Here is a 24,728-nt window from a genome sequence, read left to right as displayed (position 1 = left end):
TGGCCCCGCCCGCGCGCGCCGGTTTACAAGCGACCGGCACGGCTTGAAGGGAAACGCGGGTGTTCAACGAGACGGTCGGTCTGACGGCGCTGATCCTGGCCGTCGCCACGCTGTACGCCGCGGTCGGACAGGCAGGAGCCTCCGGCTACCTCGCCGTCATGGGCATCGTCGGGCTCGACCCGGCGACGATGAAGCCGACGGCGCTCGCCCTCAACCTCCTGGTGGCGGCCATCGGCACCGTGCGCTTCGCCCGCGCCGGGCTGTTCACGTGGCGGGCTTTCTACCCGTTCGGCGTGCTGGGGATGCCCTTCTCGTTCCTCGGCGGCACGATGCACCTGCCGCCCCGTCTCTACTACCCGCTGGTCGGAGCGATCCTCCTGCTGGCGGCGCTGGAACTGGCGCGTTCCACCTGGGCGACCCGCGGAACGCCCGAACGGGCGGACGCAACCACCCCGCCCTTCCTGCCGGCGCTCGCCGCCGGGGCCGCCGTGGGCTTCCTGTCCGGGATGACCGGCACCGGCGGCGGCATCTTCCTCGCGCCGCTGATCCTGCTCATGGGCTGGGTCGCGACGCGACGCGCCGCCGCCGTCTCGGCCGCCTACAACCTGCTGAACTCGGCGGCGGCGCTGGCCGGCACCTGGACGACCGCGACGACCCTGCCGGCGGCCCTGTCCTGGTGGCTGGCCGCCGCCGGGGTCGGCGGGGCGGTCGGCGCCTGGCTGGGCAGCCGCCATCTGCCGACCGCGGCGCTGCGCTATCTTTTGGCGGCGATCCTCGCTTTGTCCGGCCTCAAGATGCTCACGGCCTGACCCTCGACCCCTCCCACGCCCGCCGCTCCCAGACATGGGCGGGCAGACGACTCATCAGGCCGATGGGCAGCAAAAACAGAGCGACGTTGGTCCAGCACAAGGCGCGGCGTCCTTCCACCCGGCTTTGGGGTGCCTGCGCAGCCGCGCGCTCCATCCAGCCGCCGCTCGCCTCGCGATAGTCCGGCATAGCCTCCAGAACGCCGCCGGAGGTGTCGTGGGCCGGGCGGTTGTCGAACATGTCGCGGTCCATCCGGTGGGCCAGCATACGGTCGGCCAGCGCCGGTGCCACCACATGCGGCAGGGCGGCGGAGCGACCCGCGGCGCCGACGAACAACTCCGGCTTGGGGCTTTCGGCCAGACGCAGGATGGCCTCGGCGACCTCCTCCGGCGGGCGCAGTGGGTTCATCGCCTTGACGGCGCGGCCGGTGTAGTTCGCCCCATGCTGCCACAGCGGCGTGTCGATGGGACCGGGCAGCACGGTGCAGACCTGGATGCCGGGGTCCTCCACCAGCTCCTGCCGCAGCGTCTCGGAGAAGCCGCGCACCGCGAACTTGCTGGCGGCGTAGGCGGCAGCGTAGCGCTGCCCGACGAGGGAGGCCAGCGAGGCGACGTTGATGACGGTGCCCTCCCCCCGCTCCAGGAAGTGCGGCAGAACGGCCCGGCAGCCGTTGGCGGTGCCGAAGAAATTGGTGCGCATCACCTCCTCGAACACATCCTGCGGAGTCTCCTCGAAGCGCCCGAAGGCGATGACGCCCGCGTTGTTCACCCAGACGTCGATCCCGCCGAACACCTCGATGGCGCGCTCGGCCAGCCGGTTCATTTGCTCCTGGTCGCGCACGTCGGTGGGCACGACCATCGCCCGCCCCCCGGCCTCGATGCAGTCCTCCGCGACCTCGTGCAGGGCGGCGTGGCGCCGCGCCGCCAGGACCACCGCGGCGCCGTGGCGTGCGAATTCCAGGGCGGTCGCCCGGCCGATCCCGCTGGACGCCCCGGTGATGACCACCACCTTGTCGAAATGCCGACCGGCCATAAGCGTTGCTCCCGCATTGTTCGTTCGAATCCGTTTCCCTGGCTAACATCCCAGCCCGGCAAAGGTGCCCTGGGCCTCCGGACCGCCAAACTGTCCGGAACGCCAAATCTATGGGAACGGTGGAGACGGCGGCGGGAACCCGCTACAGTCGCGGCGTCCGGTGACGATGCAGAAGAAGAGGTTACGTCCGTGGCGGCCAAGGAACTCGACGTGAAGGGTCTGCACTGCCCGCTGCCCATCCTGCGGACGCGCGCCCTGCTGGACAAAATGGCCGAGGGGGAGGAGGTGATCGTCTATGCCACCGACCCGGCGTCGATCATCGACTTCAAGCATTTCTGCAACACGACCGACAACGTGCTGCTGGCGCACGAGACGCGCGGGGAGGTGTTCGTGTACCACATCCGCCGCGGCGCCGCTGCCGCCTGACGTTCCTCTCCATTCCTGAAGGAGTCCGCCCCATGCCGACCCTGCGCCCCGCGGTCCCGCCCCCGCTGCGTCCTGGTGCGGTGGTCCATGGCCCCGGCTCCATCGCCGTCGACGCGATGATCGACCGCTTCGTGATGGAGCTGAGGCGGCGCGGCTTCCGCGTCGGCGGCGTGATCCAGCGCAACACCGGCGCGCCCGGCGACTGCACCGACCTGATGGAGCTGGTGGACGTCGCCACCGGCCAGGCCTACGACATCTCCCAGCATCTCGGCCGCGAATCGCAGTCCTGCCGCGTCGATCCCCAGGGGGTGGCCGAGGCCAGCCAGGCGCTGCGCCGCGCCATCGCGGAGCGCGCCGACCTGCTGGTGGTCAACAAGTTCGCCGGGCTGGAGGCGCATGGCGAGGGGCTGGCGGACGAGCTGCTGGCCGGCATCGCCGAGGGCATTCCGGTGCTGACCAGCGTCGGCAGCCGCTTCCTCAACGAATGGCAGAGCTTCACCGGCGGCTTCACCTCCCTGATCTCGCCGCACGAGGACGCGCTGTGGCGCTGGTGGGGGGCGCACCGGCTTTACGACGACCTGCTGCACGGCGTGGAGGACGCCGATGTCCGCGCCATCACCATCGGCGCCAAATGGATCATGGTGGAGGCGGACGGCGCCGGGGGACCCGGCATCGGTCTGGCCGCCCGCCCGCAGTCGGCGCCGCCGCCCGATCCGGCGCGCTGGGCCGGCGTCGGCCTCGCCGGGCTGGCCGCCCACGCCGCGCGCTCCTGGGACCCGCAGGAGACCGCGGTCGGCATGGCCGCGCTGAACGCCCACTACAACCGTCCCGACCTGACCGGCTCCACGGCCAACGGGCTCGACCTGTTCACCGGGATGGAGGGGCGCGTGGTCGTCTTCGGGGCCTTCCCGCAGATTGCCCGGCGCCTGCCCAACGCCCATGTGGTCGAAATGAACCCCAGCGACGGGGAGTATCCGGAGGTCGCCGGGGAATGGCTGCTGCCGGGGGCGGAGGGGGCGGCGATCACTTCCTCCACCCTGACCAACCGCACCCTGCCCCGCCTGCTGTCGGTGGCGGAGGGAACCCGCGTCGCCCTGGTCGGGCCGGGGACGCCGCTGACCCCGCGGCTGTTCCGCTACGGCATCGCCGCGCTGGCCGGCTTCGTGGTGGAGGACCGCGACGCCGTGGCCGAGGCGATCCTGGCCGGGGGCTCGTCCCAGAGCTTCCACCGCCATGGCCGCTTCGTCACGCTGCACAACGAACAGAATTGAGAGGGATTGGAATGGACGAGAAGACCCGCACCGAGCTGGAAGCCGCCGCGTTCCGCGGTCTGGTCGCGCATCTCCAGAAGCGCACCGACGTGCAGAACATCGACCTGATGAATCTGGCCGGCTTCTGCCGCAACTGCCTGTCCAAATGGTACGCCGCCGCCGCCAAGGAGCGGAACGTGCCGCTGACCGACGAGGAGGCCCGCATCGCCGTCTACGGCATGCCCTATTCGGAATGGAAGGCGAAGCACCAGAAGGAAGCCACCCCGGAGCAGCAGAAGACCTTCGAGGACACCAAGCCTCTGCACGCCGAGATCAGCGGCCACATGCCGAAGAAGTAAGGGCCCTCTCCCCTCTCCCGTCCCCGGGAGAGGGATCGTCCGGCGCTCAGGCGAACAGGCCGGTGAAGGGCAGGAACTCCACCATGTCCCCGTCGCGGATCGTCGTGGCGTCTGCCGGCATGTCCACCAGCCCGTCGGCCTCGACCATCGAGGTCAGGACGCCGGAACTGTCGCTGGGAAACTTGTGGGCGACCGGGCGGCCATCCGGTCCGAGCGCCAGACGGGCGCGCAGGAACTCGCGGCGCCCCGGCTTCTTCTTGAACTCGAAACCGGCAACGACGAGGCAGCGCGGGGCCGGCGCGCTCTCCGCCCCCGACAGGCGCAGCACCAGCGGGCGGCCCACCAGCATGAAGGTCACCATGGCCGAGACCGGGTTGCCCGGCAGGCCGAGGAACGGCGTGGTGCCGATGCGCCCGAGCGCCAGCGGCTTGCCCGGCTTCAGAGCGAGCTTCCAAAGGTTGACGGAGCCCAGTTCCCCGACCACCCGCTTGACATGGTCCTCCTCCCCCACCGAGGCGCCGCCGGAGGTGACGACGAGGTCGGCGGTCGCCGCGGCGTCGGCCAGGGCGGCGCGGGTCACGTCCGGCTTGTCCGGCAGGATGCCGAGGTCGCGCACATCCGCCCCCAGCGCGTCGAGCTGGGCGGCCAGCGTGTAGCGGTTGGCGTCGTAGATCGCGCCCTCCGGCTTCTCCGTCCCCGGCTCGCGCAGTTCGTCGCCGGTGGAGAACAGGACGACGCGCAGGCGCTTGCGCACCGACAGGCTCGACCGCCCGACCGCGGCGGCCAGACCGACCTCCTGGGCGCGCAGCCGCAGGCCGGGAGTCAGCACGACCGACCCGGCCGTCATGTCCTCCCCGGCGTCTCGGATGTTGGCGCCGCGCTTCAGGCCGGCGGGCACCAGCACCGCACCACCTTCGGCTCGGCAGTCCTCCTGCATGGCGACGGTGTCCACACCCGCCGGGATCGGCGCGCCGGTGAAGATGCGCACCGCCTCACCCGGCCCGACCGTTCCGGGGAAGACGGACCCGGCGGGCACGCGCCCCACCACGGCCAGCCGCAGGACATCGCCATCCGCACCCGCGGAGTCCGCCTTGCCGTATCCCCAGCCGTCCATCGCCGAGACAGCGACCGGCGGCACGTTGACCGTCGCCGTCACCGGTTCCGCCAGGATGCGGCCGAGCGCGGCGCGCAGCGGCACCTCCTCCGGCTCCGTCACCGCGCCGTAGGCACGCTGCACGCGGTCCAGCGCCTCGTCCAGCGGCAAGGGGGCGGAGGGGGCGGGAGCGGCGAAGCAGTCCATGCGACAATCCTTCTCCATTGGGCCACCCTCAAGGGGGGCGGCACCACGTCGTATCACCCCGGATAGTCCGGTGGGCGGCCGTGTTCGGCCTTGATCATCGTCAAGACGCGGCGCGGCGCAAGCGTCCGTTCGTCTACGCTCCATTGCGGTTTAACATCACCACGGGGAATTCGCGGGATGATTGTTGGCCGCACGTATTAATTTTCGCAGCGCTGCGTTTTCCGTCTTGCGCATTTGGATCGATCCAAATAGGCTCTCCAAACATCCGGCGCCGGAGGCATCGCCACGGTCCGCCGGACGATGAGAGGCCGACAACGAGAATCCCGCACAAGGGACCGTTCACCGAACGCGCACAGCGGTTCGGATGCGGCCGGCCCGGATGCGGAGGGAAAGCCCGTGAACTACACCTTCGATTTCAAGGCGGTCACCGACTCCTGGGACTATCTGCTCCAGGGCGCTTGGTTGACCGTGCAATTGTCGATCGGCGCCATGGTTCTCGGCCTGATCGTCGCCATCCTCTGCGCGCTCGGCAAGACGTCCGGGCCGAAGCCGGTCCGCTGGATCATCAACGCCTACATCGAGGTCGTGCGCAACACGCCCTTCCTGGTGCAGATCTTCCTGATCTTCTTCGGCCTGCCGACCATGGGCATCCGCCTGTCGCCCGATCTCGCCGCGCTGATCGCCATGGTGGTCAATGTCGGCGCCTACGCGACGGAGATCATCCGGGCCGGTATCGAATCGATCCAAAAGGGCCAGATCGAAGCCGGGCTGGCGCTGGGGCTGAAGCCGTTGCAGGTCTTCCGCTACATCGTCATCAAGCCGGCGCTGCGCACCGTCTACCCCGCGCTGACCAGCCAGTTCATCCTGCTGATGCTCAGTTCCAGCGTGGTCTCGGCGATCTCGGCGGACGAACTGACCTCGGTCGCCAACAACATCCAGTCGCAGACCTTCCGCAGCTTCGAAATCTACATCGTGGTCACCGGCATCTATCTGGCGCTGGCGATGATGTTCTCCGCGCTGTTCGCCGGCATCTACAAGCTGGCCTTCGCCTACGACACCGACCGGCGCTGAGGGAGGGCCAAGCCATGATCCGCGCCTTCAGTTACAACGAATTCCTCTTCCTCCTCAGCGCCGTGCAATGGACGTTGGCACTCTCGGCCATCGCCTTCATCGGCGGGGCCACGGTCGGGCTGGTCATCGCGCTGGCCCGCACCTCGGACATCAAGGCGGTGCGGCTGGCCGCCACCGGCTACATCCAGCTCTTTCAGGGCACGCCGTTGCTGATGCAGCTCTTCCTGGTGTTCTTCGGCGCCACGGTGATGGGGCTCGACCTCAACCCTTGGACCGCCGCCGCTCTGGGCCTGACGCTGAACGCCAGCGCCTTCCTCGGCGAGATCTGGCGGGGCTGCATCCAGGCGGTGCCGCGCGGCCAGTGGGAGGCCGCCTCGGCGCTCGGCCTGCGCTATCCGGGGCTGATGCGCTACGTGATCCTGCCGCAGGCGGTGAAGGTCGCCGTGCCGCCGACCGTGGGCTTCCTGGTGCAACTCATCAAGAGCACGTCGCTGGCTGCCATCATCGGCTTCACCGAACTGACCCGCGCCGGGCAGATCGTCAACAACGCCACCTTCCAGCCCTTCCTGGTGTTCGGGATCGTGGCGGTGCTCTACTTCCTGATGTGCTGGCCGCTGTCGCTGCTCAGCGCCCGTCTGGAGCGGCGCTACGCCCTAGCCACCCGCTGATCCTGTTTTCATAAGAACCGTGAGGAAACCCCAATGACCCTGTCGATCACCCGCCGCCTCGCCGTCGCCGGCGCCATGATGGCGGCTGCCGTCGCCCTGGCCACTCCGGCGGCCGCCCAGACCGTCGACGAGATCAAGTCGAAGGGCAAGCTGACCATCGGCATGCTGGTGGACTTCCCGCCCTTCGGCATCACCACCGCCGACGGCAAGCCGGACGGCTACGACGCCGACGTCGCCAATCTGCTGGGCAAGCACATGGGCGTCCCGGTGGAGATCGTTCCGGTCACCGGCCCGAACCGCATCCCCTACCTGCTGACCAACAAGGTCGACCTGCTGGTCGCCTCGCTGGGCATCACCCCGGCCCGCGCCGAGCAGGTGCAGTTCTCCGAGCCCTACGCCGCCATCGAGATCGGTCTGGTCGCCCCGGCCAACACCAAGATCAAGGAGGCCGCGGAGCTGTCGGGCAAGCGCATCGGCGTCGCCCGCGCCAGCACCCAGGACAACGCCCTGACCGCTGTCGCCCCGAAGGACGCGCGCATCATGCGCTTCGACGACGACGCCAGCGCCGTGCAGGCCATGCTGTCCGGTCAGGTGGACGCGCTGGGCCTCAGCAACGTGGTCACCAAGGAGATCAAGAAGCTGGCCCCGCAGGCCAACTACGAGATGAAATTCGTGCTGAACCGTCAGGTCCAGGGCATCGCCATGCGCAAGGGCCAGGACGCCCTGCTGAAGTGGGTCAACGAGTTCATCGAGACCGCGAAGGCGAACGGTGAGCTGAACGAGGTCCACAAGAAGTGGCTCGGCACCGACCTGCCCCCGCTGACCAAGTCGTAACGTCCCACATCCCCTCTCCCCTCTGGGGAGAGGGTGCCCGCAAAGCGGGCGGGTGAGGGAGATGAGCTTTTGCCGGACGCTCCGACACGCACATCCCCCTCACCCTTCCCTCTCCCCAGAGGGGAGAGGGTTTACACAGAGCAGGAGGAGTCCCCCATGGCCTCGGCTTACGATAGCACGGACGTTCCCGCGCCGCGGCCGGTCAGCGGCGAGGTCGTCATCCGGATGGCCGGCGTCCAGAAATGGTACGACAGCTTCCATGTGCTGAAGGACATCGAGCTGGAGGTCCACAAGGGCGAGCGGATCGTCATCTGCGGCCCCTCGGGCTCCGGCAAGTCCACGCTGATCCGCTGCATCAACCAGCTTGAGAAGCATCAGAAGGGCACGATCACCGTCAACGGCGTCACGATCGACGCCCACCACCGCCACCTCGATCAGGTGCGGCGCGACGTCGGGATGGTGTTCCAGCAGTTCAACCTGTTCCCGCACCTGACCGTGGTCGAGAACTGCATGCTGGCGCCTATGCGGGTGCGCGGCACTTCCAAGCAGGAGGCGCGCGACATCGCCATGAAGTATCTGGCCCGCGTACGCATCCCGGAGCAGGCGGACAAGTATCCCGGCCAGCTCTCCGGCGGGCAGCAGCAGCGCGTCGCCATCGCGCGGTCGCTGTGCATGAACCCCAAGGTCATGCTGTTCGACGAGCCGACCTCCGCGCTCGACCCTGAGATGGTCAAGGAGGTTCTCGACACCATGATCGGGCTGGCCGAGGACGGCATGACCATGCTGTGCGTCACCCACGAGATGGGCTTCGCCAAGTCGGTCGCCGACCGCGTCATCTTCATGGACCGCGGCGAGATCGTCGAGCAGGCCACCCCCGCCGAGTTCTTCACGAACCCGAAGTCCGAGCGGACCCGCAACTTCCTCGGCCAGATCCTCACCCACTGAGCCCACCCCACGAAGGACGCTTTTGATGAAGCCGGAGATCCTCCTCGTCGAATCCATGATGCCGGACATCGAGGCGGCGCTGGACGCGGGCTACACCGTCCACCGCCTCGCCGGGGCGCCCGACCGCGACCGGCTGGTCGCCGAGGTGGGGCCGCGAGTCCGCGCCGTCGTCACCGGCGGCGGCACGGGCGTCAGCAACGCGGTCATGGACGCCTGCGCCAACCTGGGGATCGTCGCGATCAACGGCGTCGGCACCGACGCGGTAGACCTGAAGCACGCGGCCAGCCGCGGCGTCCGCGTCACCAACACGCCCGACGTGCTGACCGACGACGTGGCCGATCTCGCCATCGGGCTGATGATCGCCGGGTCGCGCCGCATGATGGTCGGCGACCGCTTCGTGCGCGCCGGGCGCTGGCCGGGCGGCGGCCTGCCGCTGGCCCGCAAGGTGACCGGCAAGCGGCTGGGCATCCTGGGGCTGGGCCGCATCGGGATGGCCATCGCCCAGCGCGCCGCCGGCTTCGGCATGGACATCGCCTACACCAACCGCAAGCCGCGCGCCGACGTGTCCTACCGCTTCGTCGCCTCACCGGTCGATCTGGCGCGGGAGAGCGACATCCTGATCGTCGCCGCCTCGGCCGGGCCGGACGCCCGCAACATGGTCAACCGCGCGGTGATCGAAGCGCTGGGGCCGGACGGGCTGCTGGTCAACGTCGCCCGCGGCGCCGTGGTGGACGAGCCGGAACTGGTCGCCGCCCTGGCCGAGGGGCGTCTCGGCGGGGCCGCGCTGGACGTCTTCGCCAACGAGCCGCACGCGCCGGAGGCCCTGTTCGGCCTGGACAATGTCGTGCTTCAGCCGCATCAGGCGAGCGCCACGGTGGAGACGCGCATGGCCATGGGCAATCTGGTGCTGGCGAACCTGTCCGCCTTCTTCGCCGGCCAGCCGCTGCCGACCGCCGTTGTCTGAATGGCGGCGTGAATGACCATCCTCGACGAGCGCGGCGGACCGGCCCGCATCACCCTGACGGAGGTGGCGCACCACGCCGGGGTGTCGCGGTCCACCGTCTCGCTCGTCCTGCGCGGCAGCCCGCTGGTCGCCGCCGAGACGCGGGAGCGCGTGCAGGCCGCCATCGAAGCCTTGGGCTATGTCTACAACCGCGGCGCCGCGACCCTGCGCGCCGCCCGCACCGACACGGTCGGGCTGCTCGTCTGCGAGATCAACAACTCCTTCTATGGCGAGCTGACCGCCGGGGTGGATGACGTCCTGGGTGAACAGGGGGTCGTCGCCTTCCTCGCCAACACCGCGGAGTTGGGGGAGCGGCAGGACCGCTACCTCCAGCGCATGCGCGAGCAGAATGTGGACGGGGTGATCATCTGCCCCGCCGCCGGCACGTCGCCAGCGCTGCTCGACCGGCTGCGCCAGTGGCAGCTTCCCGTCGTCCAGGCGCTGCGCTTCCTCTCCGCCCGCGAAGGCGATTACGCCGGGGTGGATTACGAGTTCGGCATGGAGATGGTGACCGAGCATCTGCTGCGGATCGGCCATCGCCGCATCGCCTTCGTCGGCGGCAACCTGTCCCACTCCGCCTTCGCCGGACGCCGCGTCGGCTTCACCGCGGCGCTGCGCCGCCACGGCCTGACCCCGGACCTCGTCGTGCGCTGCCCGGCCACCCGCCGCGGCGGGCTGGACGCGGTGGGGCCGCTGATGGACCTTGCCGACCCGCCCACCGCGATGCTTTGTTACAACGATCTGGTCGCGTTCGGCGTGATGCTGGGGCTGGAGGCCCGCGGTCTCAGGGCCGGGCGCGACGTCGCCGTGACGGGGTTCGACGATATGGCCGAAGCGGCGATGAGCCGTCCCGCCCTCACCACCGTCGCAACCTCCGCCCGCCAGATCGGGCAGGAGGCCGCCCGCCTGCTGCTGCGCCGCATCGCCGACCCGCAGGGCGCACCGGAGCGCGTGATCCTGCCCGCCCGGCTGGTCGTCCGCGAGTCCTGCGGCGCCATGAGAGTCCAACCCGACAAGCACCAATAACCGAAGAAAAGCGAAGGCCCGAAGACGATGCCCGATGAGATGAACAACGCCGCATTCAGCGATTCCGTCGACGCCCTGATCCAGGCGCGGAAAAGCCGCGACTGGCTGTCCGCCCTGCCCACCCGCCCGACCAGCGAGGCCGAAGCCTACGCCATTCAGGACGCCGTGGCCCGCCGCCTCGGTCCGGTCGTCGCCTGGAAGGTCGGCGCCCGCACGCCGGAGTCCGAGCCGTTCCGCGCGCCCATCCACGCCGACACGCTGTTCTTCGACACCACGGTGCTTCCCGCGGCGGACTATCAGGTCATCGGCATGGAGGCAGAGATCGCCTACAAATTCGCCAAGGACCTGCCGCCCCGCGCCGAGCCCTACAGCCGCGAGGAGGTCCTCGACGCCGTCGAGTTGGTCCATCCCGCCTTCGAGATCGTCGACACGCGCTTCGCCGGTTTCGGTTCGCAGGAGTGGTTCAGCCACATGGCCGACCAGTTCAACCACGGCGCCCTGGTCGTCGGCCCGGCCATCGCCGACTGGCGCTCGCTGGAGCCGCTGAAGGAGCGGGTCGCCCTGGTCGTCGATGGCGAGACGAAGGCCGACACGGTCGCTGGCAATTCCGCGGGCGAGCCGGTGCGGCTTCTGGTGTGGATGGCCAACACCGGCGCGGTCAGCCTGGGCGGCCTCAAGGCCGGCGACGTGGTGACCACCGGCTCGCACGTCGGCACCGTCATGGTCCCGGCGGGCAGCACGTCGGTCGCCGTGTACGGGACGATGGGCACCTACGAACTGACGGTGAAGTGATCGAGTTCCCCTTGGCCACACAAGGGTAGTCGCCTCTGGCCTTTATAGCCCTCTCCCCCTGGGGAGAGGGTGGCCCGGAGGGCCGGTGAGGGGGTTACGCATGGCGGTACGTCCGGCACACGCACAACCCCCTCACCCTGACCCTCTCCCCGGAGGGGAGAGGAACCTGCAATAGGATCGCCCCTCACCCGAACACCGACGCCCCGGCCTCGGCGCTGCCGACCGCCCGGCGGAACACGCCGAACAGCTCCCGCCCGAAGCCGACACCGGCATCGGCCGGCGCGTCCGCCAGCGGGCGGGCGGTCCATTCCGCGTCGTCGACCAGAACCTCAAGCGTGCCGCGCTCGGTGTCCAACCGCAGCATGTCGCCATCCCGCACCCGGCCCAGCGGACCGCCCGCCGCGGCCTCCGGCGTGACATGGATCGCCGCCGGCACCTTGCCCGACGCCCCCGACATCCGCCCGTCCGTGACCAGCGCCACGCGGTAGCCGAGATCCTGAAGCACGCCCAGCGGCGGCGTCAGCTTGTGCAGTTCCGGCATGCCGTTGGCCTTCGGGCCCTGGAAGCGCACCACCACCACCACGTCGCGGTGCAGTTCGCCGCGGCGGAACGCCGCCTGCACCGACTCCTGGTCGGTGAAGACACGGGCCGGCGCCTCGATCACGCGATGGTCCGGCTTCACGGCGGAGACCTTCACCACCGCGCGGCCCAGCAGCCCACTCAGCACGCGCAGCCCGCCCTCCGCCGCCATGGGCGACGCGACCGCCGCCAGCACGGCGGGGTCGGCGCTCTCCCGAACCGCCGCGCCGCGCACCAGTTCGCCCCCCTCCAGCCGCAGCGGACGGCAATAGGCGGCGATGGTGTCATTCTCCCAAACGGTGGCGGCGTCGCCGTGCAGAAGCCCAGCGTCGGCCAGTTCCCCGATCAGGAAGGCCATGCCGCCCGCCGCCTCGAAATGGTTCACGTCGGCGCTGCCGTTCGGGTAAACGCGGGCGAGCAGCGGCACCACCGCCGACAGCTCGGCGAAATCCTCCCAGGTCAAGGCGATCCCCGCCGCCGCCGCGATGGCCGGCAGATGCAGCGTGTGGTTGGTCGAGCCGCCCGTCGCCAGCAGCCCGACCACCGCGTTGACGATGGCGCGCTCGTCGACGATCTCGCCGATGGGCGTGCGCAGAGCGACCACCCGCCGCGCCGCCGCGTCGGTCAGCGCGTCGCGCAGCGCCGTGCCGGGGTTCGCGAAGCTCGCCCCCGGCAGATGCAGCCCCATCATCTCGACCAGCATCTGGTTCGAGTTGGCGGTGCCGTAGAAGGTGCAGGTGCCCGGCGCGTGGTAGGACGCCGCCTCGGCCTCCAGCAGGGCGTCCTTGTCCAGCTTGCCCTCCGCGTAGAGCTGGCGGATGCGCCCCTTCTCCTTGTTGGGCAGGCCGGAAGGCATCGGGCCGGCGGGCACGAAAACGGTGGGCAGATGGCCGAAAGACAGCGCGCCGATCAGCAGCCCCGGAACGATCTTGTCGCAGACGCCGAGGCACAGCACCCCGTCGAAGGTGCCGTGCGACAGGGCGACCGCCGTCCCCATGGCGATCACCTCGCGGGAGAACAGCGACAGTTCCATCCCCGGCTCGCCCTGGGTGACGCCGTCGCACATGGCCGGCACGCCGCCCGCCACCTGCGCCACGCCGCCCGCCGCGCGCACCGCTGCCTTGAGCCGCTCCGGGTAATCGCCGTAAGGCTGATGGGCGGACAGCATGTCGTTGTAGGAGGTGACGATGCCGATGGCCGGGGTCGAGCCGCCGCGCAGCGCCGCCTTGTCCTCCGCCGCGGTGCAGCCGGCGAAGCCGTGCGCCCGGTTGGCGCAGCCCAGCGCCAGACGGCGCGGCCCCTGCGCCGCCGCGGCCCGCAGACGCTCCAGATAGGACGCGCGGGTGGCGCGGCTGCGCTCGCGGATGCGGCGGGTGACGGCGTCGAGGACGGGATGAAGACTCATCATGGCGCGGTCCTTCCAGACGGCGGATTGTTCAGGCGGCGGAAGCGATCCGGGAGGACACGCGGGCGGCGATCTCCGCCGGGCTGGCGTCGATGTCGCAGACGATGCCGAATTCTCCGGCCTCCAGCGGCTCCAGAGCGGCGAACTGGCTGTCGAGCAGGGTGGTCGGCATGAAATGGCCGGCGCGCAGGGCCATGCGGGCGTGGATGGTGTCCCGGCTGCCGTCGAGATGGACGAACAGGACGCGCGTCCCGCCAGCGCTCAGCCGCTCGCGGTAGCGCCGCTTAAGCGCGGAGCAGGACACGACGACCGGCGCCTTCGCCTCCTTCGCCAGGACGATGTGGGCGGCGATGGTGTCCAGCCAGCCCCAGCGGTCCTCGTCCTGGAGCGGGATGCCCGCGGACATCTTCGCGATGTTTTCCGGCGGGTGGAAGCCGTCGCCCTCCAGGAACTGCCAGCCGAGCCGCCGGGCCAGCTCCTCCCCCACCGAGGTCTTGCCGCAGCCCGCCACGCCCATGACCACGATCGCGTCCACGGCCCCGCTTATGTTAGCGGTAACATCAGGAGACGGAAGAGCGCTCATGCTGGTCGGTCCTCGAATCAAAATGGCTGGGGAGAGATGCGCATGTTACCGCTAACAAATGAGGCTTGTAAAGCCCAATCCGGCGCGGGATAATGGCCGCCGCACAATTGGAACGCTGATGGCCGCCACGCCCCGCAAACCCCGATCCTCGCGCAGCGGACGCGCTACCATGGCCGACGTCGCCGCCGCCGCCGGGGTCAGCGCCATGACCGTGTCCCGCGCCCTGCGCCGGCCCGACACGGTCAGCGAGGAGGTGCGCGCCCGCGTCGAGGAGGCGAGCCGCCGCCTGGGCTTCGTGCCCAGTCGCGTGGCCTCGGCGCTGGCCTCGGCGCGAACGATGACGGTGGCGGTGCTGATCCCCTCCCTGACCAACGCCGTCTTCATCGACCTGCTGGCCGGCGTGCAGGAAACGCTGAGCCCGCAAGGATACCAGCCGCTGGTCGGCATCACCGGCTACGGCGCGGAGGCGGAGGAGCGCGTCCTGCGCACGCAGCTCGCCCACGATCCGGACGGGGTGATCCTGAGCGGGCTCGACCACACGCCGGGCACCTGGGACCTGCTGCGCAGCCTCACGATCCCGGTCGTCCACACCATGGATCTGATCGCCGAAGGCGAGCACGACGATTGTCCGGTGCAGACGGTCGGCTTCTCGCAGTTCGACGCCGGCTACGCCGTCGGCGCGCATCTGGCAGCGCGGGGGCGGCGGCGGATCGGGTTGATCGCAGGGCAGCTCGACCCGCGGACGCGCCAGCGCTGCGACGGCTGGCGGCAAGCGGTGCGCGACGCCGGGCGGCACGACCCCGCCTTGGAACTGATGGTGCCGGACGCCACCTCCGTCGCGCTGGGCGCGGAGCTGCTGGAACGCACGCTGGCCACCCACCCGGACACCGACGCGCTGTTCCTGTGCAACGACGATCTGGCGCAGGGCGCGCTGTTCCAATGCGCGCGGCTCGGCATTCCGGTGCCAGAGCGGCTGGCCGTCGCCGGCTTCAACGATCTGGCCGGGGCGGCCTGGACCGTCCCGCCGCTGACCACCGTCGCCACCCCCCGCCGCGCCATCGGCGTGGAGGCGGCCCGCCTGCTGATCGCGGGCATGGCGGACCGGACGCCGAAAAGCCGGGAAAATCCGCGCCGCGTGGATCTGGGCTTTCGCCTGATGGTCCGCGAGACCACTTGAGAGACCGCAACCGACCCCCGCGCCGCGGGGTTGTCATTAAAGAGAATGTACGGGAGTTCGTTGTGATGGTGCAGGGCAACTCGACCAGGACCGGGGCGGAAACCACCGCCGTCGGCTCGGCCGACATCGCCGTCCTCGGCCTGGGTGTGATGGGGCGCAACCTCGCCGCCAATCTGGCCGACCACGGGGCCGTGGTGGCGGGCTACGACCTGGACGAGGGGCGCCGCGGCGCCTTCGCCGCCCAGGTGGGCAACGCCGTCCCCTGCGCGTCGGTGGAGGAACTGCTGGGCGCGCTCAAGGCGCCGCGCACGATCCTGATGATGGTGCCCGCCGGCGCCCCGGTGGACGAGCTGACGGCCGCCCTGCTGCCCCGCCTGTCGCCGGGCGACGTGCTGATCGATGGCGGCAACTCCCACTTCCGCGACACCAACTGCCGCGCGGCGCTCGCCGCCGTGGCGGGCGTGCGCTTCGTCGGGCTGGGCGTGTCGGGCGGCGAGGAGGGGGCACGGCGCGGTCCCGCCCTGATGGCCGGCGGCGACGCCGAGGCGCTGGCCCCCGTCGCCCCGCTGCTGGCCGCCATCGCCGCCCGTGCCCCGGACGGCGAGTCCTGCTTCGCCCGCGTCGGGCCGGAAGGGGCTGGCCATTTCGTGAAGATGATCCACAACGGCATCGAATACGCCGACATGCAGCTGATCGCCGAGGCGTATCATCTTCTGCGCGAGATCGGCGGCTGCTCCTACGAGCGTCTGGCGGACATCTTCGCGGAGTGGAACGGTGGCGAGCTGGCCTCCTACCTGATGGAGATCACCACCGACATCCTGCGCACCAAGGACGGCGAGACCGGTGCTCCGATCCTTGAGGTCATCCGCGACGCCGCCGGCCAGAAGGGCACCGGCCATTGGGCGGCGACCACGGCGCTGGAACTGGGCATGCCCGCCCCGACCATCGCCGAGGCCGTGCACGCCCGCTGCCTGTCCGCCCTGAAGGACGAGCGCGTGCGCGCCGCCGAGGCGCTGGCCATCCCGCACGCCCCCTCCACGGAGGATCTGGTCGCGTCCGTCGGCGACGCGCTGCTCAGCGGGCGGATCGCGGTCTATGCCCAGGGCTTCGCGGTGATCGCGGCGGGCAGCCGGCAATTCGGCTGGGACGTCGATCTGGCGGCGGTGGCGCGCATCTGGCGCGGCGGCTGCATCATCCGCGCCCGCCTGCTCGACCGCATCCTGACCGCGCTGAACCGCGCGCCGGAACTGCCGAACCTGATGCTGGACCCCGACATCGCCGGCCTGATGACCCGCGGCGACGCCGGCTTCCGCCGTGTGGTGGCCGCCGCGACGCTGGCCGCGGTGCCGGTGCCGGCGATGGCTTCGGCCCTGTCCTACTGGGACGGCTACCGCAGCGGCCGGCTGTGGGCCAACATGATCCAGGCCCAGCGCGACTATTTCGGCGCCCACGGCTATGAGCGCACCGACCGTCCGGGCATGGTGCACACGGAGTGGAAGGTGGGGTGACACCCCGCACGGGCCCCCACCCTAACCCTCCCCCGCTGAGCGGGGGAGGGAATTAAGCTCCCTCCCCTGCGATAGCGGGGGAGGGCTGGGGTGGGGGCCCGACTCGCCCACTCACCCCTTCGGAAACACCGGCGCCCGCTTCTCGAAGAAGGCGGTCACGCCCTCCCCGGCCTCGTCGTTGAACAGCGATTCCACGAAGGCGTCGCGCTCGCGGTCGAGTTGGTCGGCCAGCCCGCCATAGGCGACTTCCAGCAGCCCCTTGGCGCGGCCCAGCGCGGCGGTCGGGCCGGCGGCCAGCCGCTCCGCCCAGGCGGTCGCCTCGGCCAGCGCACCGCCCGGGGCGGTCAGCCGGTTGATCATGCCAAGCTGCGCCAGACGCGGCGCCCCGACGCGCCCGCCCTCGAACAGGATCTCCGCGGCGAGCTGCGGCGGCAGCGCGCGGGCCAGTGACGCCGTGCCGCCGCCGTCGGAGGTCAGCGCGACCTTGATGTAGGACAGGGTGAAGACCGCGTCCTCCGCCGCGACGATCAGGTCGCAGGCCAGCGCCAGCGGGAAGCCCGCCCCGCCCGCTGGCCCCTCGACCGCGGCGATCACCGGCTTGGGGCAGGCGCGCAGGCTGCGGATCATGGCGTGGAAGCTCTCCACCCCCGCCCGCACCGACTCGCGGTCGCCGCCGCGCGCCTCCTTCAGCCATTTCAGATTGCCGCCGGAGCAGAAGGCCCCCTCGGCGCCGGTCAGCACCACCGCTCCGACGCTCGCATCCGCCGCCGCCGCGTCGAAGGCGGCGCGGGCCGCCTCCATCAGCGCCGGGCCGATCGAGTTGCGGGTGGCCGGATCGTTGATGGTCAGGCGCAGGACACGGCCGTCCTGCGCGATGTCCAAGCCGGTCTTCTTATCGTTCGTATCGGTCATCGGGGCGTTCCCTCCGGATTTTCACTTCCCGGAGAATATTTGAACATTCCCTCGGCGGACGCCAGCAGCGCGCCGTCGTCCTTGCGCCGCACCTCGCCCCGGCAGCCGACGATCTTGCGCCCGCCGCCCAGCAGCGTGCCGCGCGCCACCACCGTGCCCTCCGCCACCGCGCCCAGGAAGCTGGAGGACAGCGACAGCGTGACCACCCGGCGGGAATGGCCGGGCACCGTGCAATGGGTCGCCGCGAATCCCATGACGGTGTCGAGCAGGGTCATCAGCGCGCCGCCGTGCAGGACACCACCCCGGTTGCGGTGCTGCGGAGTGATGGTCAGTTCCACCTCCGCCACGCCTTCCTCCCAGCGCACCAGCGTGTAGCCGAGCAGGGTCTGAAAGCCGGAGGCCGGTTCCCCCTTCATCAAGTCGTCCATAAAAGCGCTCTCCAACCCGTCTTCTTGGTTCTGAGGCGCCAGTGTCGCACAGAATCGTCGCACAGATGGGCGTGTCAGTGCCGCCGCGCCGCCTTCAAAAAGCGCTCGCGGTCGCTGGAGCCGACGCGCATGTCGAAGACGTCGCCCTCCCGCTCCATGGTCAGCGGCACGTCGACCCCAGCCGGGCCGAGATTCCACAGGGCGCGGTAGAAGTCGGCCAGCGAGCCCACCGGCTGCCCGGCCACCGCGCGCACCACGTCGCCGGCCCGCAGTTCCGCCCGCTGCGCCGGCCCGTCGCCGGCCAGACCGACCAGCACCACCCGCTCCCGCTCGTCCTGCGTGGCGTAGAGGCCGAGCCAGGGGCGCGGCGGGTCGCTGACCTTCCCGCGGGTCATCAGATCGTCGAGGATCGGCTTCAGCAGGTCGATCGGCACGTTCATGTTCAGCGGCAGGACACGCTCCTCCGGCGCCCGGTACTGGAGCTGGAGCGAGCCGATGCCCAGCAACTCGCCCCCCGCCCCCAGCATCGCCGTGCCGCCCCAGTTGGGATGGGCCGGCAGGGTGAACAGGGCGTCGTCGATCATGTACTCCCAGTAGCCGGCGAACTCCTGGCGGGCGACCACCCGCGCGGTGATGGACCGCTCGCGCCCCCCGGCCCCGGCCACCACCACCGGGTCGCCCAACTGCACATGGCGCGACGAGCCGAGCATCAGCGCCGGCACGCCCAGCGGCGACAGCGCCTGCACCAGCCCGAATCCGCTGGTGTGGTCGTAGGCGACGACATGGGCCTGCACCGCCCGCCCGTCGTTGGTGGTCAGCCAGACTTCCTCGGCCTCCGCGATCAGATAGCCGATGGTCAGGACCAGCCCGTCCTCGCGGATGACGGCGCCCTGCCCGGCGCGCTCCGTGCCCAGAACGCCGGCGGTGTAGGCGTCTTCAGGAACGCTGGCCCGCAGCCCGACCACGGCGGACAGCGCCCGGTCCAGATCATAGGCCAGATCATCCGGGTCGGGCTGGTATTGCGGCGGAATCCGCCAGTCGTCGGACGGGTTCATCGGCGGCTCCTTTGCGCAGGGGACGGTGTGATCCTCTCCCCTTTCGGCGTGATTCTCTATGACGTTATTTGGGCTCCGTGGCCTTATTTGGGAAGTCGAACGCGCCTGCTAAGCCCGGCGTTCCTACCCCCCTCCTCCGCGCGTGAAACCAGCGAGCCGCAGCGATGTTGTTCGGGATCGCTTCACCATGGCGACCAACCGAGGGAGGACATGATGGGCCTGTTCGATTTCTTCCGCCGCGATCACGGCGAAAAGGTCGGTGCCGCGGACAACCCGACCGCCGACGAACTGAAATCCCACCTGACGCAGGTCGGCCTGCCGACCAACGGGCTGGACATCCAGGTCGCCGACGACACGGTGACCGTGCGCGGCAGCGCCGCCTCGCAGGAGGAGAAGGAGAAGATCGCGGTGGCGCTCGGCAACGTGAAGGGCGTGTCGCGGGTGGACGACCAGACCGCCGTCATCGCCAAGGACCAGAGCGCCGGCGGCCCGGACCAGCCGACCGTGCCGCCGACCGAGCAGCCGGCCAGCCAGACGCAGTTCCACACGGTGGAGAAGGGCGACACCCTGTCCGCCATCGCCAAGAAGGTCTATGGCGACCCCAACCGCTACAACGCCATCTTCGAGGCGAACAAGCCGATGCTGAAGGACCCGAACAAGATCTATCCCGGTCAGGTTCTGCGCATCCCGCCGCAGTAAGGGCACGCCATTCCGCGGCGAGAGGCTCCCGCCGCGGAATCGGTCCGCAAAGGTGCAGATCGCGCCGGACTCTCCCGTCATTCCGACCGATCTCGAATTGCTCCGCCCAAGCCGCTCCGGCAGGCTCCCCGCCACGAACCGGCAGGGAGGAGCAGGCCATGAAGATCATCGGATACCCGGACGACCTCATTCCGCGGGTGGCATCGGCCAGCCTGGGGACGTACCGGACCCGGCAGGAATGCGCGGATCTGCTGGCTGGGATGGCCGACGCGGAGAAGGCGTTCGGCTCGATCACGTGGCACAAGGTGATGCTGCTCGCCCTCACCAAGCCGGAGCCGTTGGACGAGGACACCATCCACGTCTACGAGAGCGAGGTGGACAACGCCATCGCCCGCGTGTTCCGCAAGATGAAGATGCTCAACACGCTGGCCGCCGCAGCCTCCAAGGATCTCGGCGCCCTGGCGAAGGCGAATCCGAAGGACGCGGTGGCGAAGAAGGCCCTTGCCGCCACCAAGGCGGTGCCGGGCGTCACAGCCAAGCTGGTGAAGGTCCTTGAGGATGCCATCGACAAGGACCGCAAGGACATCAAGGCCCGCTTGGCGAAGGATGAGGCGGCCCATGAAAAGCAGCGCAAGGCGGCCGAAAAGGCGGCGCAGCAAAACAACGGCGGCCAGTTCGTGAACCCCTTCCAGGGCAAGAGCCTCGCGGACATCCTGAAGAGCAGCAAACTGACGCTGCTGCTGCATGCCTGCGCCGAGAAGGAACACAACGGCGAGAACATCGAATTTCTGTCGATCACGCGCAAGGGCGTCGACCAGCGGGGGGCGCTAAAGCTCTACAACCTGTTCATCGACCCGAACGGCGCGAAGAGCCTGAACATCACGGCCCAGCAACGCAACGATTTCTCCAACGGGATCGGCACGGGCACCTATGTGGCGGCCCTGAAGGACATTCGGGAGCATGTCGAGCTGGTCGTCAGCCGGGACACCCTGAAGCGCGCCCAGGAACTCGGCGAACCCGCCCTGCGCAAGCTCGGTTACAAGTGACCCTCAAACAGCATTGGGCCGCCAGCGGGTCAGGTGCGTCGCCAGCCGGTCGAAGCCGGCGTCCAGCACCACCGCCAGGGCGGCCACGATCACCGCGCCCTGGATGACGTAGGCGGGGTTGGAGCCGTTCAGCCCGACGATGATCGGCAGGCCCAGCGTCTTCGCCCCGACCGTGGAGGCGATGGCCGCCGTGCCGAGATTGACGACCGCCGCCGTCCGCACCCCGGCCAGGATCACCGGGGCGGCCAGCGGCAGCTCCACCCGCCACAGCAGCGCGCCCGGCCCCATGCCCATGCCGCGCGCCGCCTCGCGCACCGGTTCCGGCACCGATTCCAGGCCGGCCACGGTGTTCTCCACGATGGGCAGCAGCCCGTAGAGCGTCAGGGCGATCAGCGCCGGGGCCGGACCGAAGCCGAGGACGGGGACGGAGACGGCCAGCACCGCCACCGGCGGGAAGGTCTGGCCCATCGCCGCCACCGCGTCGAGGATGCCGCGGAACTCCCGGCCGAAGGGCCGGGTCACCGCGATGCCCGCCGCCCCGCCCAGCAGAACCGCGAGCAGGCTCGCCCCGCCGGCCAGGGCGAGATGGTCCAGCGTCAGGGCCAGGAAGCCGTCCGCCTCGTACAAGGGCCGGTCGAGCGCCGGGAAGGCCGCGGCGAACAGCGGCTTCAGCGCCGGCATCCCCAAAACCAGCGCCGCCAGGACAAGCAGCCCGAGCGCCAGCCGGTCGGTCAGCAGACTCCGCAGGCGGCTCACGGCCGGTCCGGCCCGCGCAGCAGGTCGGCGAGATGGAGCGTGCCCGCCAAGCGTCCCTGCCCGTCCGCCACGGGAAGCCGGTCGGTCCCGCGCGCCACCATCGCGGCCAGCGCCTGACGCAGCGACGCCCCCGCCGCCAGGGGATCGCCCGGCGCCGTTTCGCCGGGGCGCATCCGCTCCGCCACCGTCTCCACGGCCAGCCGCTTCAGCCCCCAATCCTCGCGCCCCACCAGATCGCGCACGCGGTCGTCGGCGGGATCGGTCAGGATGTCGAGCGGCGTGCCGGTCTGCACCAGCCGCCCGCGGTCCAGCACGGCGATCCGGCTGGCCAGCGCCAGCGCCTCGTCCATGTCGTGGGTGACGAAGACGATGGTGGTCCCGGTCGCCTTGTGGATCGCCGCCATCTCCACCTGCAAGGCGCCGCGGGTGATCGGGTCGAGCGCGCTGAACGGCTCGTCCATCAGCAGGATGTGCGGCTCCGCCGCCAGCGCGCGGGCGACGCCGACGCGCTGCTGCTGTCCGCCGGACAGCTCGTGCGGATAGGCGCCGCGGTAGCGCTCCGGGTCGAGATTCAGCAGGGCGAGCAGTTCCGTCACCCGGTCGCGCACCCGCGCCCTGGGCCAGCCGAGCAGGTCCGGCACGGCGGCGATGTTGCGCTCCACCGTCCAGTGCGGGAACAGCCCGATGCTCTGGATCACGTAACCCATGCGGCGGCGCAGCGTTTCCGGCTTCAGGCAGGCGATGTCCTCGCCCTCCACCCGGATCGTTCCGGAGTCCGGCGCGATCAGCCGGTTCATCATCCGCAGCACCGTGGATTTGCCGGAGCCGGACGGCCCGATCAGCACGCGGAACTCCCCGGCCGCCACGGTCAGGGACAGGTCGTCCACAGCGTTCCAGGCGCCGAACCGCTTGGTCACTCCTTCAAAGGCGATCACGCCGCCGTCCTCCCGAGTCTCGACAGCGCCAGCGCCGAGGCCAGCTTCAGCGCCGCGTCGGCGGCGACGGCCAGCAGGATCACCGGCACCGCCCCCAGCAGCACGAGGTCCAGCGCGTTGGCGAACAGCCCCTGGAACATGATCGCCCCCAGCCCGCCGGCGCCGATCAACGCCGCCACCGCGGCCAGTCCGACCGCCTGGACCAGGGTGATCCGCAGCCCGGCCAGGAACACCGGCAGGGCCAGCGGCGCCTCGACCCGCCAGAAGATCTGGCGCGGTGTCATGCCGATGCCGCGCGCCGACTCCCGCACCGGCTCCGGCACGCCGGCCAGCCCGGCGGCGGTGTTCCGCGCGATAGGCAGCAGCGAATAGAGCGTCAGGGCGATCACCGCCGGCACCGGCCCCACCCCGCCGATTCCCAGCCCCGGAAAGGCGGCGGCCAGCGCCGACAGCGGGGCCAGCAGCAGCCCGAACAGGGCGATGGACGGGATCGTCTGCACGACGTTCAGCACCGGGAAGACCAGCCGCCCCACGGCGGCGGAACGCTGCGCCGCGATGCCCAGCGGCACGCCGATCAGCAGGGTCGGCACCAGGGCCGCCGCGACCAGCGCGGCGTGGCGCAGCACGGCCCCGGCGAAGACGTCCCGCTGGTTGGCGTATTCCTTCATGATCGACAGCTGGTCGAGGTGCCCGGCGGCGAACTGCCCGCCGATCAGCGCCGCCGCCAGAGCGCCCACGGCGACCCGTCCGGCGACACCCAGCCCCAGCCGCCGCACCCCGTCGAGCACGGCGAGAAGCGCCGCCGCCTCCATCACCCAGAAGCCCGCCCCGAGGGAGGTCCGCGCCGCCGGACTGGCCGTCGCGGCGAGCAAGGCGGCGTGCTGCCCGGCCAGCCAGACCAGCCCCGCCGCCGTCAGCACGCCCGCTCCGACATAGAGGGCATTCACCGCCCGGCCCTGCCGCAGGAACGGCACGGCCAGCAGCAGGGCGACCGGCAGCAGTGCCGCCCCGCTCCACCCGGCGCCCGCCACCGCGCTCAGCGCGATGGCCTTTCCCGACAGCAGCCGGTTGGGCGCGAAGCCAAGGAACGGCAGAGCCAGAGCCGCCGCCACGGTCATGGCGGCAAGCAGCAGGGCGACACGGTTGTGGATCGGACGGACGCCGGTCATCCCGTCAGTTCAGAAATCCCTTGGATTTCAGGTAGGTCGTGGCGACCGTCCGCGGGTCCTGTCCCTCCACGGAAATCTTGGCGTTCAGCCCGCGCAGGGTTTCGGTGTCCAAGGACTTGAAGACCGGGTCCAGCAGGTCGCGGATCTTGGGATGGGCGTCCAGCACGCCGTCTCGGATGGTCGGGGCCGGGGCGTAGACCATCTGCGCGCTCTTGGTGTCCTTCATCACCACGAGGTCCAGCGCAGCGATGGCGCCGTCCGTGCCGTAGACCATGGCGGTGTTCACGCCGGACGTGCCCTCCGCCGCCGCGCGGATGGTCGCCGCCGTGTCGCCGCCGGCCAGCACGAGAACCTGTTCCGGTTTCAGTGTGAAGCCGTAGGATTTCTGGAAGGAGGGCAGCGCCGCCGGGCTTTCCACGAACTCCGCCGAGGCGGCGAGCTTCGCCGTGCCGCCGGCACCGACCCAGCGTGCGAAATCCTCCATGGTGGCGAGGTTGTTGGGCGCCGCCACGTCACGGCGCAACGCGATGGCCCAGGTGTTGTTCGCCGGCGCCGGGGTCAGCCAGACGATGTTGTTCTTGTCCCGGTCGAGCTGCTTCACCGTCTCGTAGCCGGCGGCGGCGTTCTTCCAGGCTGGATCGCTGTCGATGTTGAAGAAGAAGGCGCCGTTGCCGGTGTATTCCGGATAGACGTCGATCTCGCCAGCCAGCAGGGCGCCGCGCACGATCCGGGTGGGGCCGAGCTGGATCTTGTTCTCCACCGGAATCCCGTTGGCCTCCAGCACCTGCAGGATCATGGTGCCGAGCAGGCCGCTCTCGGCGTCCAGCTTCGATCCGACACGGACCTTGTCCGCCGCCGCGGCGCTTCCGGCCGTCAGCAGCGCTCCCAGCGCCAGGGCGGCCACCGCCCGAACCACACGCCGCATCCCCCGCATCCTCCCAACCATCGTCCAATCTGTCCGTC

The 24,728-nt window shown here is 70.4% G+C and carries 26 protein-coding genes; 15 read left to right on the top strand and 11 right to left on the bottom strand.

The window, feature by feature from the left end:
• Positions 1-59: 59 nt before the first annotated feature.
• Complete coding sequence (locus ACWPN7_RS03540; protein WP_492273115.1) at positions 60-809, top strand: sulfite exporter TauE/SafE family protein; 750 nt, start codon at positions 60-62, stop codon at positions 807-809.
• Here the strand turns inward: ACWPN7_RS03540 and ACWPN7_RS03535 are convergent.
• On the bottom strand, positions 799-1,839 hold the full coding sequence (locus ACWPN7_RS03535) for an SDR family oxidoreductase (RefSeq protein ID WP_200474687.1): 1,041 nt from the start codon (positions 1,837-1,839) through the stop codon (positions 799-801). The two genes, ACWPN7_RS03540 and ACWPN7_RS03535, sit on opposite strands and share 11 nt — an antisense overlap.
• Positions 1,840-2,028: 189 nt before the next feature.
• Between ACWPN7_RS03535 and ACWPN7_RS03530 the strand changes: the two genes are divergently transcribed.
• From ACWPN7_RS03530 to ACWPN7_RS03520, 3 genes are read left to right on the top strand one after another with little or no spacing between them, the layout of a single operon-like run.
• A complete protein-coding gene (locus tag ACWPN7_RS03530) occupies positions 2,029-2,265 on the top strand; it encodes a sulfurtransferase TusA family protein (protein WP_040134353.1) in 237 nt (78 codons plus the stop codon).
• Between the two features lie 32 nt (positions 2,266-2,297).
• The gene (locus tag ACWPN7_RS03525; RefSeq protein WP_459196687.1) at positions 2,298-3,536 is read left to right on the top strand and encodes a DUF2478 domain-containing protein; all 1,239 of its coding nucleotides are present in this window, start codon (positions 2,298-2,300) and stop codon (positions 3,534-3,536) included.
• An 11-nt stretch (positions 3,537-3,547) separates the two neighbouring features.
• Positions 3,548-3,874, top strand: coding sequence for a DUF1244 domain-containing protein (locus tag ACWPN7_RS03520; protein WP_014197334.1), 327 nt, complete (start codon positions 3,548-3,550; stop codon positions 3,872-3,874).
• Positions 3,875-3,920: 46 nt separating this feature from the next.
• Here the strand turns inward: ACWPN7_RS03520 and ACWPN7_RS03515 are convergent, their stop codons facing one another.
• Positions 3,921-5,174, bottom strand: a complete 1,254-nt coding sequence (locus ACWPN7_RS03515) for a molybdopterin molybdotransferase MoeA (RefSeq protein ID WP_459196686.1) — start codon at positions 5,172-5,174, stop codon at positions 3,921-3,923.
• Positions 5,175-5,570: 396 nt separating this feature from the next.
• Between ACWPN7_RS03515 and ACWPN7_RS03510 the strand changes: the two genes are divergently transcribed.
• The 7 genes from ACWPN7_RS03510 (at position 5,571) to ACWPN7_RS03480 (ending at position 11,513) form a co-directional block, all read left to right on the top strand.
• Entirely contained in the window at positions 5,571-6,245 is a 675-nt protein-coding gene (locus ACWPN7_RS03510; RefSeq protein WP_459196685.1) for an amino acid ABC transporter permease, read from the top strand.
• 14 nt (positions 6,246-6,259) lie between these two features.
• A complete protein-coding gene (locus tag ACWPN7_RS03505; RefSeq protein ID WP_103039538.1) occupies positions 6,260-6,913 on the top strand; it encodes an amino acid ABC transporter permease in 654 nt (217 codons plus the stop codon).
• Positions 6,914-6,946: 33 nt separating this feature from the next.
• A complete protein-coding gene (locus ACWPN7_RS03500; protein WP_459196684.1) occupies positions 6,947-7,747 on the top strand; it encodes a transporter substrate-binding domain-containing protein in 801 nt (266 codons plus the stop codon).
• 156 nt (positions 7,748-7,903) lie between these two features.
• Positions 7,904-8,692: an amino acid ABC transporter ATP-binding protein gene (locus ACWPN7_RS03495; RefSeq protein WP_282189502.1), complete on the top strand. Its 789-nt coding sequence runs from the start codon at positions 7,904-7,906 to the stop codon at positions 8,690-8,692.
• A gap of 25 nt (positions 8,693-8,717) precedes the next feature.
• Positions 8,718-9,656: a 2-hydroxyacid dehydrogenase gene (locus ACWPN7_RS03490; RefSeq protein WP_040134360.1), complete on the top strand. Its 939-nt coding sequence runs from the start codon at positions 8,718-8,720 to the stop codon at positions 9,654-9,656.
• Positions 9,657-9,668: 12 nt separating this feature from the next.
• A complete protein-coding gene (locus ACWPN7_RS03485; RefSeq protein WP_492273114.1) occupies positions 9,669-10,721 on the top strand; it encodes a LacI family DNA-binding transcriptional regulator in 1,053 nt (350 codons plus the stop codon).
• A gap of 39 nt (positions 10,722-10,760) precedes the next feature.
• Positions 10,761-11,513 carry a 2-keto-4-pentenoate hydratase gene (locus ACWPN7_RS03480; RefSeq protein ID WP_492273113.1) on the top strand — a complete coding sequence of 251 codons (753 nt, stop codon included), beginning with the start codon at positions 10,761-10,763 and terminating at the stop codon, positions 11,511-11,513.
• A gap of 184 nt (positions 11,514-11,697) precedes the next feature.
• On the opposite strand, the gene edd is transcribed toward ACWPN7_RS03480, so the two are convergent.
• Both edd and ACWPN7_RS03470 read right to left on the bottom strand, forming a co-directional pair.
• Positions 11,698-13,500 carry a phosphogluconate dehydratase gene (edd, locus tag ACWPN7_RS03475; protein ID WP_459196682.1) on the bottom strand — a complete coding sequence of 601 codons (1,803 nt, stop codon included), beginning with the start codon at positions 13,498-13,500 and terminating at the stop codon, positions 11,698-11,700.
• Between the two features lie 28 nt (positions 13,501-13,528).
• Complete coding sequence (locus ACWPN7_RS03470; protein WP_459196681.1) at positions 13,529-14,032, bottom strand: gluconokinase; 504 nt, start codon at positions 14,030-14,032, stop codon at positions 13,529-13,531.
• Positions 14,033-14,198: 166 nt separating this feature from the next.
• Here ACWPN7_RS03470 and gntR point away from each other — a divergent pair, with 166 nt between their 5' ends.
• Complete coding sequence (gene gntR, locus ACWPN7_RS03465; RefSeq protein WP_451994295.1) at positions 14,199-15,257, top strand: HTH-type transcriptional regulator GntR; 1,059 nt, start codon at positions 14,199-14,201, stop codon at positions 15,255-15,257.
• A gap of 65 nt (positions 15,258-15,322) precedes the next feature.
• Complete coding sequence (gene gnd / locus ACWPN7_RS03460; protein ID WP_492273112.1) at positions 15,323-16,765, top strand: NADP-dependent phosphogluconate dehydrogenase; 1,443 nt, start codon at positions 15,323-15,325, stop codon at positions 16,763-16,765.
• A 111-nt stretch (positions 16,766-16,876) separates the two neighbouring features.
• Here gnd and ACWPN7_RS03455 read toward each other — a convergent pair whose 3' ends face one another.
• The 3 genes from ACWPN7_RS03455 to ACWPN7_RS03445 form a co-directional block, all read right to left on the bottom strand.
• Positions 16,877-17,677, bottom strand: coding sequence for an oxepin-CoA hydrolase, alternative type (locus ACWPN7_RS03455; RefSeq protein WP_201044071.1), 801 nt, complete (start codon positions 17,675-17,677; stop codon positions 16,877-16,879).
• Positions 17,674-18,105, bottom strand: a complete 432-nt coding sequence (locus tag ACWPN7_RS03450) for a PaaI family thioesterase (protein ID WP_103039546.1) — start codon at positions 18,103-18,105, stop codon at positions 17,674-17,676. The genes ACWPN7_RS03455 and ACWPN7_RS03450 overlap by 4 nt, the downstream gene beginning before the upstream one ends.
• Positions 18,106-18,179: 74 nt before the next feature.
• Positions 18,180-19,160 (bottom strand): S1C family serine protease, encoded by a 981-nt coding sequence (locus tag ACWPN7_RS03445; RefSeq protein WP_014197350.1) that lies wholly within the window; start codon positions 19,158-19,160, stop codon positions 18,180-18,182.
• 210 nt (positions 19,161-19,370) lie between these two features.
• Here ACWPN7_RS03445 and lysM point away from each other — a divergent pair, with 210 nt between their 5' ends.
• Positions 19,371-19,859, top strand: a complete 489-nt coding sequence (gene lysM / locus ACWPN7_RS03440; RefSeq protein ID WP_247887488.1) for a peptidoglycan-binding protein LysM — start codon at positions 19,371-19,373, stop codon at positions 19,857-19,859.
• A gap of 158 nt (positions 19,860-20,017) precedes the next feature.
• A complete protein-coding gene (locus ACWPN7_RS03435; RefSeq protein WP_014197352.1) occupies positions 20,018-20,905 on the top strand; it encodes a regulator of G-protein signaling domain-containing protein in 888 nt (295 codons plus the stop codon).
• Between the two features lie 3 nt (positions 20,906-20,908).
• Here ACWPN7_RS03435 and ACWPN7_RS03430 read toward each other — a convergent pair whose 3' ends face one another.
• Genes ACWPN7_RS03430 through osmF form a run of 4 tightly spaced genes read right to left on the bottom strand, consistent with a single transcriptional unit; the run spans position 20,909 to position 24,690 of the window.
• On the bottom strand, positions 20,909-21,661 hold the full coding sequence (locus ACWPN7_RS03430) for an ABC transporter permease (RefSeq protein WP_459196679.1): 753 nt from the start codon (positions 21,659-21,661) through the stop codon (positions 20,909-20,911).
• Complete coding sequence (locus ACWPN7_RS03425; protein ID WP_492273111.1) at positions 21,658-22,596, bottom strand: ABC transporter ATP-binding protein; 939 nt, start codon at positions 22,594-22,596, stop codon at positions 21,658-21,660. Before ACWPN7_RS03425 ends, ACWPN7_RS03430 begins: the two co-directional genes overlap by 4 nt.
• The gene (locus tag ACWPN7_RS03420) at positions 22,593-23,765 is read right to left on the bottom strand and encodes an ABC transporter permease (protein WP_459196677.1); all 1,173 of its coding nucleotides are present in this window, start codon (positions 23,763-23,765) and stop codon (positions 22,593-22,595) included. Before ACWPN7_RS03420 ends, ACWPN7_RS03425 begins: the two co-directional genes overlap by 4 nt.
• Positions 23,766-23,769: 4 nt before the next feature.
• Complete coding sequence (gene osmF, locus ACWPN7_RS03415; RefSeq protein WP_149650137.1) at positions 23,770-24,690, bottom strand: glycine betaine ABC transporter substrate-binding protein OsmF; 921 nt, start codon at positions 24,688-24,690, stop codon at positions 23,770-23,772.
• Positions 24,691-24,728: the final 38 nt, after the last annotated feature.

The sequence above is a fragment of the Azospirillum sp. UENF 312511 genome, assembly GCF_058780635.1.
The sequence above is the reverse complement of the archived record's forward strand: the minus strand, read 5'-3'. Positions and strand labels throughout refer to the sequence as shown.

Bases quoted from the DNA above. Each gene is read 5' to 3' on its own strand.
- ACWPN7_RS03535 (WP_200474687.1), bottom strand. From the start codon at position 1,839: ATGGCCGGTCGGCATTTCGACAAGGTGGTGGTCATCACCGGGGCGTCC.
- ACWPN7_RS03525 (WP_459196687.1), top strand. From the start codon at position 2,298: ATGCCGACCCTGCGCCCCGCGGTCCCGCCCCCGCTGCGTCCTGGTGCG.
- ACWPN7_RS03520 (WP_014197334.1), top strand. From the start codon at position 3,548: ATGGACGAGAAGACCCGCACCGAGCTGGAAGCCGCCGCGTTCCGCGGT.
- ACWPN7_RS03515 (WP_459196686.1), bottom strand. From the start codon at position 5,174: ATGGACTGCTTCGCCGCTCCCGCCCCCTCCGCCCCCTTGCCGCTGGAC.
- ACWPN7_RS03505 (WP_103039538.1), top strand. From the start codon at position 6,260: ATGATCCGCGCCTTCAGTTACAACGAATTCCTCTTCCTCCTCAGCGCC.
- ACWPN7_RS03500 (WP_459196684.1), top strand. From the start codon at position 6,947: ATGACCCTGTCGATCACCCGCCGCCTCGCCGTCGCCGGCGCCATGATG.
- ACWPN7_RS03495 (WP_282189502.1), top strand. From the start codon at position 7,904: ATGGCCTCGGCTTACGATAGCACGGACGTTCCCGCGCCGCGGCCGGTC.
- ACWPN7_RS03490 (WP_040134360.1), top strand. From the start codon at position 8,718: ATGAAGCCGGAGATCCTCCTCGTCGAATCCATGATGCCGGACATCGAG.
- ACWPN7_RS03485 (WP_492273114.1), top strand. From the start codon at position 9,669: ATGACCATCCTCGACGAGCGCGGCGGACCGGCCCGCATCACCCTGACG.
- ACWPN7_RS03480 (WP_492273113.1), top strand. From the start codon at position 10,761: ATGAACAACGCCGCATTCAGCGATTCCGTCGACGCCCTGATCCAGGCG.
- edd (WP_459196682.1), bottom strand. From the start codon at position 13,500: ATGATGAGTCTTCATCCCGTCCTCGACGCCGTCACCCGCCGCATCCGC.
- gntR (WP_451994295.1), top strand. From the start codon at position 14,199: ATGGCCGCCACGCCCCGCAAACCCCGATCCTCGCGCAGCGGACGCGCT.
- gnd (WP_492273112.1), top strand. From the start codon at position 15,323: ATGGTGCAGGGCAACTCGACCAGGACCGGGGCGGAAACCACCGCCGTC.
- ACWPN7_RS03455 (WP_201044071.1), bottom strand. From the start codon at position 17,677: ATGACCGATACGAACGATAAGAAGACCGGCTTGGACATCGCGCAGGAC.
- ACWPN7_RS03450 (WP_103039546.1), bottom strand. From the start codon at position 18,105: ATGGACGACTTGATGAAGGGGGAACCGGCCTCCGGCTTTCAGACCCTG.
- ACWPN7_RS03445 (WP_014197350.1), bottom strand. From the start codon at position 19,160: ATGAACCCGTCCGACGACTGGCGGATTCCGCCGCAATACCAGCCCGAC.
- lysM (WP_247887488.1), top strand. From the start codon at position 19,371: ATGATGGGCCTGTTCGATTTCTTCCGCCGCGATCACGGCGAAAAGGTC.
- ACWPN7_RS03435 (WP_014197352.1), top strand. From the start codon at position 20,018: ATGAAGATCATCGGATACCCGGACGACCTCATTCCGCGGGTGGCATCG.
- ACWPN7_RS03420 (WP_459196677.1), bottom strand. From the start codon at position 23,765: ATGACCGGCGTCCGTCCGATCCACAACCGTGTCGCCCTGCTGCTTGCC.
- osmF (WP_149650137.1), bottom strand. From the start codon at position 24,690: ATGCGGCGTGTGGTTCGGGCGGTGGCCGCCCTGGCGCTGGGAGCGCTG.